Origin of the sequence: Streptomyces sp. Inha503, from assembly GCF_047215865.1 — a bacterium.
Classification (GTDB): Bacteria; Actinomycetota; Actinomycetes; order Streptomycetales; family Streptomycetaceae; genus Streptomyces; species Streptomyces lycopersici.
Window position 1 is genome coordinate 10943942 of sequence record NZ_CP178360.1, and the last position, 12436, is coordinate 10956377.

General features: G+C 71.3%; 8 protein-coding genes. 6 read left to right on the plus strand and 2 right to left on the minus strand.

The features are described 5' to 3' along the window. From ACJX2R_RS45600 to ACJX2R_RS45615, 4 genes are read left to right on the plus strand one after another with little or no spacing between them, the layout of a single operon-like run. The gene (locus tag ACJX2R_RS45600; protein ID WP_413104892.1) at window positions 1–531 is read left to right on the plus strand and encodes a hypothetical protein; all 531 of its coding nucleotides are present in this window, start codon (window positions 1–3) and stop codon (window positions 529–531) included. Beyond that, window positions 528–2429, plus strand: a complete 1902-nt coding sequence (locus tag ACJX2R_RS45605; RefSeq protein ID WP_413104893.1) for a hypothetical protein — start codon at window positions 528–530, stop codon at window positions 2427–2429. The genes ACJX2R_RS45600 and ACJX2R_RS45605 overlap by 4 nt, the downstream gene beginning before the upstream one ends. Window positions 2430–2434: 5 nt before the next feature. Next, window positions 2435–4537 carry an ATP-binding protein gene (locus tag ACJX2R_RS45610; RefSeq protein ID WP_413104894.1) on the plus strand — a complete coding sequence of 701 codons (2103 nt, stop codon included), beginning with the start codon at window positions 2435–2437 and terminating at the stop codon, window positions 4535–4537. A gap of 5 nt (window positions 4538–4542) precedes the next feature. Next, entirely contained in the window at window positions 4543–4866 is a 324-nt protein-coding gene (locus ACJX2R_RS45615) for a hypothetical protein (RefSeq protein WP_413104895.1), read from the plus strand. A 57-nt stretch (window positions 4867–4923) separates the two neighbouring features. Here the strand turns inward: ACJX2R_RS45615 and ACJX2R_RS45620 are convergent, their stop codons facing one another. Beyond that, entirely contained in the window at window positions 4924–5571 is a 648-nt protein-coding gene (locus tag ACJX2R_RS45620; protein WP_413104896.1) for a hypothetical protein, read from the minus strand. Beyond that, window positions 5568–10202, minus strand: a complete 4635-nt coding sequence (locus ACJX2R_RS45625) for a hypothetical protein (protein ID WP_413104897.1) — start codon at window positions 10200–10202, stop codon at window positions 5568–5570. The genes ACJX2R_RS45620 and ACJX2R_RS45625 overlap by 4 nt, the downstream gene beginning before the upstream one ends. Before the next feature lie 631 nt (window positions 10203–10833). Between ACJX2R_RS45625 and ACJX2R_RS45630 the strand changes: the two genes are divergently transcribed. After that, entirely contained in the window at window positions 10834–11928 is a 1095-nt protein-coding gene (locus ACJX2R_RS45630) for a cytochrome P450 (protein WP_413104898.1), read from the plus strand. A gap of 111 nt (window positions 11929–12039) precedes the next feature. Further along, window positions 12040–12246 (plus strand): ferredoxin, encoded by a 207-nt coding sequence (locus ACJX2R_RS45635; RefSeq protein ID WP_413104899.1) that lies wholly within the window; start codon window positions 12040–12042, stop codon window positions 12244–12246. Window positions 12247–12436: the final 190 nt, after the last annotated feature.

Here is a 12436-nt window from a genome sequence, read left to right on the forward strand (position 1 = left end):
ATGGCTCTTTCCGTGGTGTACGCCGCCGACACCGGCCATGTCGTGGGCGCGCTCGCCCTGACCGGCGCCGATGCCCCGGCCGATGTGGCCTCGCTCGTCGGGCGCGCGCTGCCGCTGCGCGTCTCCCTGGGCGAGGGCCGCATGGCGACCCTTCCGCTGAACGCCAGGGACCTCGCCGTGGCGGCGGTCGACGATGAACCGGGTGCCCTCGCCCAGCCGCTGGCCCACGGGGTCGAGATGACGGCCGAGGGCAAGCCCAAACCGGGGCTGGTGCGCCTCGCGTCATGGACCGACGGGATCGCGCTGGCCACGGACGGGGTCACCGTCACCGTGAAGGTCGCCTCGGCCCGTGCCACCCCCGTGGTCGCCCTGGTCTCCGACGAGCAGGACACCCATGTGCTCACCGGGGAGATCCCCGCCCAGCAGACCCAGGTGAAACTGCCGGTGACTCTCGAGGCGGGCAGTGCGCACGGGGTGCTGGTGCTCGCGGTCGGCTGGGCGGGCCGCCTGGAGAGGCTGGGGGTGACGTGAACGGGCCCACCGCGCCTACGGCCGATGGGACCGACTGGACCGGCGGAATCGGCGGAATCGGCGGGTCCGGCGATGGCGGTGAGCCCGGCGAGATCACCGTGCGCCGGTGCACCGTCACGGTGGTCCGGCGCGGTGGGTGGAGCTGGGGACCCGAGCCACGCGGTCTGATCCGCCATGTGGTGGACGCCCTGCCGGAGTTGCTGGCGGACCACTTCGCCGAGCGGCTGGCGGCCGACGGGCCGGATGTGGAGATCACCGAGCCGCTGACCGTCACCGTACGGCCGGGCCGCACCGGCCGCTCGATGGGTGGCGGCTCGCCAGTTGAGGTCCACTTCGCCCCGGTGCCGGTCGTGGAACACCCCGTCGGCGAACCCGGCGGCGACGCCGGGGCGTTCGCGCGGTCCTTCGAGGAGTCGTTCGCGGCGGCCCCGGACCCGTGGACCGCCCCGGGCGCCGCCGCGCTCTTCGCCGAACTCGCCGAGCGCGGCGAACTGGACACGCTGCTCGCGCTGTTGCCGGACGCTTCGGTGCGGGTGTACTTCCTCGCCCTGTTCGACGTGGACGACACGGCGGCCGCACGGCTGCTCGCGGAACTCGTCGGGCGCGCCCTGGCCGCCGACCCTCCGCCCGCCCACCCGCCGCTCGGCGAGGCCGCCCGTACCGGCCTGGCCGAGGCGCTGCCCGAGCGGCTGCGCACCACCGTCGTGGGCGCCGACACGGCGGATCTGCCCCAGTTGCTCGCCGGCTTCCTGGCGTCGGCCGACCGCGAGGAGGCGGTACGCCTGGTCCGGTCCCTGGCCGGGCCGTATGACCCGGGCGCCGATGAGCCGCCCGGCGCGGCGGGCTCCACCGCCGCGCGTACCACCTCGGGAACACGCACCATCGCCGGGGCGCGGACCAGCGGCGAGGTGCGGGTGTGGTCCGCCCTGCCCTTCCTGCTCGCCGGGCCGCTGGCGCGCATCGGGTACCTCGACGCGATCGGGCCCGCCCTGGCCGGTATCGAACTCGCCGACGAGGCACCGCTGTTCGCCGCCGCCTTGGCGTACAAGGTGCTGGGCGAGACCACGCGGGGCTGGCGCCGCGCCGAACGGGACACCGAGGCCGCGGCCGCCTTCGCGGGCCTCCCGCCACCCGTCGCCGAGGAGCGGCTGACCGACTTCGCCCGCCAGGCGGGCCCCGCGCTCCCGGTCCTCGACGGAGTCCTGGCGCTGTCGGTGTGCCGGGGCCACGACCCCGCCGACCCACTGCTGCTCACGGGGGCCGACGACGGACTGCTCCTCGTCGACGCCCACGGCATGTTCCCCATCGCCTGGACCTCGGAGGCCGCCGGACTGCTGCCGCACTGGGAGTCCTGCGGGCGGCCGCCCGTGCTGCTCTGCGACGGGCCCCTGCCGCCCGGCACCCTGCGCGACCTGGCCTCGGCGGGCGTGCCGTTCCTCACCGGCGTACGGCCGCTGCGCGGCGATCCGGTGGCGCGGCTGCCCTGGCGCACCCCGCTGTGGGCCGCCGAGGGCCCGGCACCGGACCTGCGCCTCGCCGCCGAACTGCCCGCCCACGCCCAGCGGTGCGCGGACCTGGTCACCGCCCTGGTCACCGGGCGCCGGGCGGTGCCGCTCGCCCGGGACGGCGGTCTGGAGCGCACCGTCACCCTGGCCGCCGCGCTCGGCCTGTCCACGATCGCCTGGACGCTCTGGCGCGACCGCGAGACACCGGATCCGGTAGCGGCCCTGCATCGATTCGCCGACCTGGAGGCCACCGTGCGGTTCGAGGCCACGGCCGTCCGGGTGCGCGTCCCGATGGGACGGCGCCATGCGGACCTCCTGGGCGGCGGCCTGCTCGCCGATGTGCCCGACGTGGCCTGGCTGGACGGCCGGACCCTGACCTTCTCGGCCGGGTGAGACCCATGGGCGTAATCGCGGTGGAGCACATGCGGCTACGGCTGGCCGGCCTGCACGGGGCGCTCAGTGCCGCCGTCGAACGCCAGGCCCGGCTCGCCGCCCGGCTCACCAGGCCCGACCTCACCCCGTACTGCGTGACCGACGAGCAGGTCGACGTACTTCTCGGCGAGGTGCGCGCCTTCACCGACACCATGGCCGAGCCCTACGCGCCCCCGCCGCCGGAGCCGGAAGCCGAACGCGACCTGAGGCGGCGCGCGTCCGCCGAGGGCCTGGCCCTGCCGCTGGACGCGCTCGCCACCCGGTTCGGCCTGACCCGCGCGGAGCAGGACGCCCTGCTGCTGGCCGCCGCGCCCGAACTGGACCGCGGCTACGAGCGGATCTACGCCTACATCGTGGACAACCTCAACCGGCGGCTGCCCAGCGTGGAACTGCTGCTGGCCGTGGGCGCGGACAGCGCGGCCGCACGCCTCGCCCTGCGCCGCTCCCTCGGCCCGGCCGGGCCGCTGCGCCGCTACGGACTGCTGCGCGCACACGGCGAGGCCGCGGTCGAACTCGCCCAGGAACTCCTCCCCGGACCCGGGGTACTGGACTTCCTGCTGGGCTGGGGCGGCGATGTCGGACTGCTCGGCCACGACCCCGGCGAGGTCGCCCCGCCGGAGCCGCGCGTGCTGTCCCCGTACCTCTCCTCCGAGCGGCTCACCCGGCTGGGCCGGGCGCTGGGCTCCGGCGATATCGACCTGGCCGGGCTGTGGGGCTGCCCGCCCGACGGCCAGCTCGACGCCGTACAGGCGCTGGCCCGGGCCGCCGGGGCACCGCTGCGCACCCTGACCGACGACCCCGAGGCCGATCTGCGGACGGCCGCCGTGCTGGGCGCGGTGCTGTGGATCCCCACCGACGATCCGCACGGCGAGCCGGGGCGGGCCACCGCCGACGCGGTGTCCGCCGCGCTGCTCCGCTCCCGCGTACCGGTGTGCCTGACCGGCCTCAGGCCCTGGCGCCCGGCGGCCCTGCTCGCCGCCCGCGCCTACGCCGAACTCACCGTGCCCGTACCCGGGTTCACCGACCGCCGCGCCATGTGGTCGGCCGCCCTGCCGGACCTGAACGGAACCCTCCTCGAAGACCTCGCCGTCCGCTACCGGATGAGCGGCGGCGAACTGCGCGCCGTCGCCTCGGTCGCGGACGCCGGGGCGCGCCTGGCCGGCAACGGACACCCGGAGCCGGTGGCCGCCCACGTCGAGCCCGCGATCGCCACCGTCACCCGCGGCCGCGGCGGCAGCGCCGTCCACGCGATCACGCCCCGCCGCACCGTCGACGACCTGGTCCTGCCCGACGTCCAGTTCCGCCAGATCCTGGAGATCGCCTCGGCCTTCCGCGCCTGGCCCCGGATCGCCGAGAGCTGGGGCTTCGCCCGCCGCTCCGGGCACGGCGGGGTCAAGGCGCTGTTCACCGGTGAGCCGGGGACCGGCAAGACCATGTCCGCCGAGATCGTCACCGGCATGCTCGGCCTTGAACTGCTCAAGGTGGACCTCGCCCAGGTCGTCTCCAAATGGGTGGGGGAGACGGAGAAGAACATGGAGATCGCGTTCCGGCAGGCCGAGGAGAGCCACGCGGTGCTGCTCTTCGACGAGGCCGACGCGCTGTTCGGCAAGCGCGGCGAGGTGAAACACGGCACCGACCGCTACGCCAACCTGGAAGTCGGCTATCTGCTCCAGCGCCTGGAGGCCAGCGACGGCCTGGTCATCCTGACCAGCAATCTGAAGGACAACATCGACCCGGCCTTCACCCGGCGCTTCCACTTCGTCGTCCACTTCCCCCGCCCGGCCGCCGCAGAACGCCGCCGGCTGTGGCGCCTCGCCTTCCCCCGGGAGGCCCCGCTCGCCCCCGACGTGGACCTGGCCGCCCTGGCCCGCCTGGACATGACCGGCGCCGCCATCGCCGCGGCGGCCCGCACGGCGGCACTGGCGGCGGCGGACGGGGGCGGCGATACGATTGCCATGCGCCATGTCGTACGTGGTGTGGCACGCCAGTTCCAACGCGAGGCCCGTCTGCTCCGCCCGACCGAACTGGGCCCGCACGCCCATCTGCTCGACGACGCATCCCAGGGGTGAAGCCGATGCTGCCCACCGAACCCCCGCTCTCCCTCCACCGCCTGCTGGCCCCGGTCCCGTCGGTCCGCCCGCAGGAGGTCGCGACGGCGGTACGGCAGGGGGCGGCCCCGAGCCCGGCACCGAACCCGGCCCCGAGTCCCGCTCCGGCGCCCGTGAGCAATGCGACGGTGGCCCGTGCGGCGCACCCTCCGGCCACGGTTGGGTCCTCGCTGCTGGCCGGTCAGGACCAGTCGGGGAACGCGGCCGTGGCCCGTGCCGCGCTGCGGGCGGTGCCGGGCGTGGTGCCGCTCATGGCACCCGCGCCGCAGACCACGACCCCGAGGCCGTGAGCCCCGGCCTCCGGTCCACGGGGTAGGGGAGGGTCACGCACGACAATCCCGGGTGCTTCAGCCGCCCCCATGCGAGGCGGCCCGGCGCTGGAACTCCTCGATCAGCGGGACCAGTTCGCGGATCTCGGCCACGGTCTCCTCGTCGACCGGGTCGGTCCGCACGTTCGCGGGGTCCCACGTCTCGTTCTCCAGCCAGTCGACGTACTGCGTGTGGTGCTCGCGCAGGACGGCGAGCAGGGAATCGCCGCAGCGTCCTACCTCGTTGTGCGGCTCGACGTCCTTCCAGATCCCGAATACGGTCGTCCGGCCCGCCCCGAGCTCGGCGAGGCTGTAGCAGTGCACCCGGCCGCCGTGCTCGAGGTTGACGTTGACGCCGACGAACAGGGGGACCAGGTCCGGGTCGCGGGCGAAGACCCTGCGCGTGATGTCCGCCATCGGATCGGGCCGCTCGGGCAGGCCACCGCGCTCGGGGGGTACGGCCAGCCGCCAGGGCAGCAGGGGGAAGTCCACCATGAGGTCCAGGGAGTGGGGGCCCGCGTCGGCGAGTACGAAGAACTCCTCGGGGAAGCCGACGCCGTAGCACTCCCGTACCACCTCGCGGGGCCCGAGCCCCTGCGCGTAGCGGGCCCTGGCCAGGCCGGCCAGCGACGCGTAGTCGTCTCGTGACGGCTCGGCGGGCATACGCCGCGGCGCGTCCTCGGTCACTCCGGCCCCTCTCCGGTCCGCTCGGCCTCCATGATGCTCCTCAGCAGCGGGGCGAGCTCGCCCCAGACATTCTTGAGCGCGTCGGCGGTCAGCGCGGTGATGATCCGGCGCGTCACCTTCCGGGCCTGCTCGACCACCTGTCCGGCCTGCGGTGTGCCCGCCTCCGCCAGGGTCTGGGCCAGGCGCTTGGCGTCCTCCCTGAGCTTCTTGGCGCGCGCTCTGATCACCACGCTGTGCACGGTCCGCCGGGGATCGTCGACCATCAGCTTGACGACCTCTTCGACATGGACGAAGACGATGTCCTGGAGTTGGGCCTGTAGCCTCGCCCACGCCTTCTTGCTCATGCCCTGCGGCTTCGGGGTGGACAGGATGAACTCCTGTGCGAGCCGTGTGGCGCTGGCCGTGGACTGCGACTGGAGCACCAGGGCGTAGGCCCGGTGGCTGCGGCGGGCGATCTCCTCCGCGCCCAGCCTCGGATCGAGACCTTCGCCGCGCTCGGCGCCGACCACCTTCCGCGGGGTCACGGAGAGACCGCGCTTGTCGTCGCCCGGGGCCGGGCTCGTGGTCGTGCTGGCCAGGGGCGCGTAGACGATGGAGAAGCCGTCGCCGAACAGCTCCATCAATTTGATCTTGAGTTTCCGGCCCTCGGCACCGCCGATGGGGTACAGCTCTCCCTGGGCCCCGAGCAGGCCCTGGGTCCGGGGGTCCTGGAAGATGCCCGGGGAGCCTTCCTTGTCCCACGCCTTGATGAGCATGTTCGGCTCGGTCGGGTAGAGCATCTGCGTGTAGCGCTTGTCGATGGCCTCCCGGATCGCCCGGTCCACCTGGTTGGAGAGCGTCGTCAGCTGGACGGTGCGGGGATCGGCGTCCTTCTTCCAGTCGAAGTTCTCGAAGGTGTAGCCCCCGATGGTGAGCAGCGGGTGTTCCCGCATCTCGCCCAGCACCCTGGTGTAGGCGGCCAGGACGCCCATCCCCTTGGTGGTCGACACACTGGTGTCGGCGTCCTGGCTGACGATGTGGACCTGCTTGTTGGCCTTGCTGAGGATGTCCACGGCCTTCTTGGTGTACGAGGAGCCGAGCACCTGCTGGCGGAAGACGCCATAGGGAAGCGCCTTCTTGTCGCGCAGGCCGGATTCGTTCTCCTCCGCGAGCTTCCGCTTGCCGTCCGTTTCGAGGCCGCGGTACTTCGCGCGCACCTCGGTCAGAGGGGCGTTGCCCTGCTCCTTCCCGCCCTGGACACGGACCCACCGGGGCGTCCAGACGAAGCCGAAGACGGCCGCGACGAGCTTGCTCGGCGGATTGACCATGCCGATGGCCGCGCTCAACTCGCTCTTGTTCTTCTCGGGTTTGAGGCCCTCGAAGGCGTTGACGCCGATGACGACGGCGGTCCTGGCCGCGGCCATGTCCTCCGACCCGCCCCCGGGAACGTCCCACGCCGTACTCAGATACCGGAAGGCCACCGAGGGGTTGCTCTCGATCTCGGAGGGAATGGCCGCCATGTTGACGACGAAGCCGATGAAGGGGTCGTCGCTCTGCCCGGCGGGCCTGATCTCGTGCAACTGCGCGACCGTCGGTCCGTACCTGTTGACCTCCATGCGGCCCTGCGCTCTGGCGATCTTGTACGGGAACTCGTCCTCCGACAGGGTCTCGACCGGCGTGTCCTCGCTCGGGTTGATGGTCACTCTGATGCGGTACTTGCCCTCCGCGATCTTCTTGAGCTGGATCCGGGTGAGGCCGTGCCGCCGCTTGATCGGACCGAGGCCGCGCCGCACCGTCTTGACCGTGGCCGCCTCCTCGTTGAGCAAGTGCGTCGCGTCGCGCACGGCGGCGTCCAGGGCGCGCTTCTTGTCCGCCTCGGTCCGCTTGTCCGGCCGCTTCTCGGGCCGCTTCTTCTTCGGGTCGCGCCTGCGTTTGGGCCTGCGCCGGTCGGGGCGGCGCCGCTGGTCCGGACGGGTCCGGCGGCGCGGGCGCTTCCGGTCCGGTCGGCGCTTCGGCTTCGGCTCGGGCTTCTTCTTCTCGAACTTGAGCTTGATCTTGGACCAGAGCTTCTTCACCAGCCCCACGATCTTGTCGATCACCCAGTCCACCGCTCGGTTCACCGGCTTGGACATCGCCTGGACGATCTGCTTGACCTTCGCGGCGATGCCGCCCACGCCCAGGATCGCGGCCAGGACGCCCAGCAGGACCGGGATGGAGCGGGCCAGCGCGCTTTCGATGAGGCCGGGTACGCCGCCGCTGCCGCCCCGCGCGATCGCGATGACCGCGTCGAGTACGGCGTTCACGAACTCGATGATCTGGCGCGCCTGAGTGACGACGAAGCGCACGATGTCGATGATCAGCTTCACCGCCCGGACGAACGCCGACGCGGGGTTGAGCAGCGAGATCACCCACATGATCCCGGCGACGACGATCGTCGGCGTGACGTAGGCGATGACCTTGTCCAGCAGGTCCTTCTTCAGGTCGCCCACGCGTGTCTTGAGGTCGTCCCACATCCCGGCGACGCCCCGCTTGCGGACCTCCGCGACCAGCGGCACCGCGGTCTCGGCCGCCGCGACCGCCGGTTCCATCTTCGGCACCTTGCGGACGATCCGGGAGCGGATGTTCTGCCAAGTCAGTCCGAGCAGGGAGGCGAGCATCTTCAGCACGCCCTGGACGTCGAACTTCGCCGGCAGTTCGATGCCCGCCTCGGCCGTCTTCCCGAGCAGCCAGGACAGGATGCCCTGATGAAGATGGTGGCCGATGTTCCGCAGGAACTGCCGCAAGCCCGCGCCGACGGCCGAGACCAGGTTGCGCAGGAAGCCGATCGGATCCTTGAGGATCAGCATGACCGCCGACGCGGCCTTGGCGAGGACCGACAGCAGCAGCCGCTTCAGCTCCACGATGGTGTTGATCACGGCCTTGACGGCGTCCACGGCCTTGGCCACCAGGCCCTTGTTCTTCTCCTTCTCCGCCGCGATCTCGTCGTCCACGGACTTGAGCGCGTCGGTGTACTTGGTGGCCAGCGTGTCGACGAGTTGCGTGCCCTTGTCGTCCACGGACTGGGTGAGCTCATCGAACTTGTCGGCGAACTCGGCGGCCGCCTGCTGCCCAATGGACCGCAGCTCGGGCGGAAGCTTGCGCACCGCGTCCCGCAGCTCGCCCCGGCCCTGCGCGATACGGCGCTTGGCCCGGTTCAGCTCGGTGCCGATGGTGTCGGCGACATCCGAGATCACCTGCCGCATCCGGCGGACGTAGTTGTCGCGGGCCTCCTCGAAGATCTTGTCGGCTTCGGCGGGCAGCCCGGCGAACTTGTCCCGCACCCAGCGGAGTTTGCCCGTCACACCCGAGTACCGGCGGTCCTTGTACTCGTCCATCTTCCGCTGGTGCTCCGCGGTGAACGCGTCCCGCGCCGCCTTCTCACCCCGGCCGAACTGGTCGTCGACCAGCTTGTCGAGGCCGTTGAGAATGGCCTCGACATCCTTCTTCATCGTGTCGAAGACCCCTTGCAGGACCGCCGTGACCTGGGCCCGCTTCTCCTCGTCCCGCCCCTTGGCACCGGACTTGCCCGTCCCGACCTGCTGACCGGTGCGCACCCGCTGGGCGCCCATCGCGCCCATGGCGGCGGCGCCGAGCCGCCTCGCCTGCGCGGTGGCCGCGTTGAGCTCCTTCTTCTCATGCCCGCGCATTCGGCCGGGGGCCACTTCGGAGTGCCGTTCGGCGGCCTTCTTCTCGCCCAGGGCGTTCTTGAACGTCGGCTCGTTGGACTTCTTCAGCTGCGCCTCGGTGACCTGCGCGTCCGCCATCTGCCGGTCGACCCGTGCGGGGCCGGCGGAAAGGTCTGTGGCCGACGGCGGCAGTTTGTCCGGTACGGCGTTCGCCGGGTTGGGTGTGCCCGGGGTCCCAGGGGGCCGGTCCGGCGTCAGGGGTACGACCTTCTTGGGGACGGCCGCCGAGGTGTCCGGCGGGGCGGCGGTGGTCGTGGCGATCTGCTCGGCCGAGTCCGCCTTTCCCTCGCCGACCTTGCCGTGCACCTCCGCGCGCACCTCATCGGCCTTGCCGGAGTCGGCGAACTTGTCCGCCTCGTCGAGGTTCTTCGGTGCCTTCTCGGCGATCGCCTTCTCGACCGCCCTGATGAACGCGTCCTTGTCGAAGTCCTTCGGCTTGGCCTCGTTCATCTTCTCGGCGTTGGCGGTCTTGCCCTGCGCCTCTTCGTCGTCCTTCGGTGGCCGGGCGGCGTCCTGCGCGGCCCCGGCCTCCGCCTTCGGGGGCGGGTGCGAGGCCGCCACCGAGCGCTTCTTGCGCCGTACGTCCTTCTTGAGCGTCGCGAACTTCGGGTCCGCTCCCGGGCCGGGACGCGCCTTGACCTCGGGGGCGGTGGGGGAGGCCGCAGCGGCGGGCGCCGTCTCCGCCGTCTCCACCCGCGCCGTTTCGGCCGTGGGCGGCTGCTGCCGAGGGGCGGTTTCGGTGCGGCGGGCCGCCGCGACCGCGCCATTGCCGACCGTGTCCTGTCCGGCGGGCCGCACTCCGGTGGAGGAGGGCGGCGGCGCCGCGGGTCCGCGTCCGCCGGACAAGGCCGCGGTCACCGCCGCGTTGGACAGCGGCACCTGGGGATGACCGAAGTCGTGTGCCCGGGAGCGACCGGGGTCGCGCACCTCTGGCCGATCCTGTGCGGGGGCCGATACCGTCTTCGACGCCCTGGGCCGCGGGGCGAGAGCCTTCGGCGGTGGCATCGGACGGAACCCCTCCCACGCGTGTCGGTGCCGACAGGAACGTGGCGTCCCGCTGACACTCCCCGACGAGGGTGGCAGCATGGGCGTGACGGGCCCGTCACTCCCGTGTTCTCCCGGCGTCTCCACGAGCGTGGGAAAGCCTCTCGGTCACAGAGGGCCGAGCAGGGCGGTGGACCGACAGCCAACAGGGGTGGTTGGACACAGCGCATCCGGGGTAGGGAGGCGGTGGGACGGCCACGCTCAGACGTCGCGGTCCGCGCGGTGAGTGCACCCGCGCGCACGGGGTCAACAGCTCCCGCCTTTGTCTAAGGGAATTTGCAGAAGTTGTCCGCAGGGGCCTTGCGGTGCGTTATCGGGCCGACGGCGAAGCTAGCATCGACATCGAGCCAGCCGGTGTAGCCGCCGACGACCTCGCTACATGGGTTATGCAATCGATGGAGGAGTCTTGGTCGACGCCCCGCACCCCCCTGTGCCAATGCCTACCAAGCGGAGCCGCCCCTTCAATCCTCCGGATGGTTACGCCCCCCTGCGCGAGCAGGAGCGGATAACGCGCATGACTTATCCGGGCGGCACGCCCGGGTGGCTCGTCCTGCGCCATGCCGAAGCGAAGGAACTGCTCACCCATAAGAGCTTCAGCGCGCGGCAGGAGGGGTTGGTTTCTCCCGTCCCCACCGAGTTGCAGTACGACGGCCGCCCGGCCGACCCCGGCGCCTTCGCGAAGACGGACGACCCGAGCCACAGTCAGTACCGCAAACTGGTCACCGGCTTTTTCACGGTCCGGCGCACGCGTCAGCTCGCCCCCATGATCGAGCGTATCGTGCACGAACAACTCGACGACCTGGAAAAGGCCGGGCCGGGCGCCGATCTGGTGGACGTCTTTACCGATTCCGTTCCCTCCCGGGTGATGTGCGAGATGATCGGCATCCCCGAATCGGAGCGGAAGACCCTCCAGCGGCACGTGGAAACACTCGGACGGCTCTCCTGTACCGTTCCCGAGGCGCTCGGCGCTGTCTCCGGGATGAATGGATTCCTGGCCCGCTTCATCCCCATCAGGATGGACGACCCCCGGGACGACCTCCTCGGAGACCTGATCCGGGGCGGGCAGCTCAATGAGCAAGAACTCATGGGCATGGCCGCCACGTTGATCAACGGGGCCTTCGACACCACGGGCAACATGCTCGCCATGGGCGTCTTCACCCTGCTCGAGCACCCCGATCAACTGGCCAAGCTCCGCGAGGACCAGGAGCTGATGGGGGCTGCCGTCGAGGAGCTCCTCCGCTTCCTCACCATCTCCCACCTCGGGGCCAGCCGGTGGGCGCTGGAGGACGTCGAGTTCGCCGGTCAGAGCATCAAGAAGGGCGAGGTGGTCACCGTCGCCCTCCCCGCCGTCAACCGCGACCCCGAGCGCTACGACAACCCCGATCAGCTGGACATCGGCCGTACGGACCACGGTCACCTGGCACTCGGCCACGGCGTCCACCAGTGTCTCGGTCAGCACCTCGCCCGCACGATCCTGCGTGTCGGCTACGAGGCCCTGTTCGACAGGTTCCCCACGCTGCGACTTGCCGTGCCGGGCGACGAGGTCCCCATGCGCGACGACTTCGTGCACTACGGCCCCAGGTCGCTCCCCGTCACCTGGGACGACTGATCGGGATACCAAGCGGTGGATGTGACGGACGATGTGGAGTTCCCGCATCGTCCGTCAAGCAAGTGGGCCCGCAAGACATACCACAAACAATCAAGGTAGGACTGAGACCCGATGAGGATCACCGCCGACCGTGAGGTGTGCTGTTCGGCCGGCCAGTGCGCGCTGATCGCGCCTGACCTGTTCGACCAGAGCGACGAGGACGGCTCCGTCGTTCTGCTCGACGCACAGCCCGACACCGGACGGCTGGACGTTCTGCGAGAGGTCGTATCCCGCTGCCCGACCGGTGCGATCCGTGTGGAAGAAGACCCTGCCGTGTGAAAACAGCGCATGAAATTTCGGGGGCATGAATAGCGGCGGAGAAACGCATAGTGGCAAGAGTCACACGGCCGGTGAAACGCTACTGAAACCAAACCCCGGGAACACGCCCCGGGGTGTCAGCCACGCCCGAGTGGGTTTCTAGGGTTTCCCTTACGCGGGCAGAGCTAGTGTGGCCGGTGTCCGTCTGGCG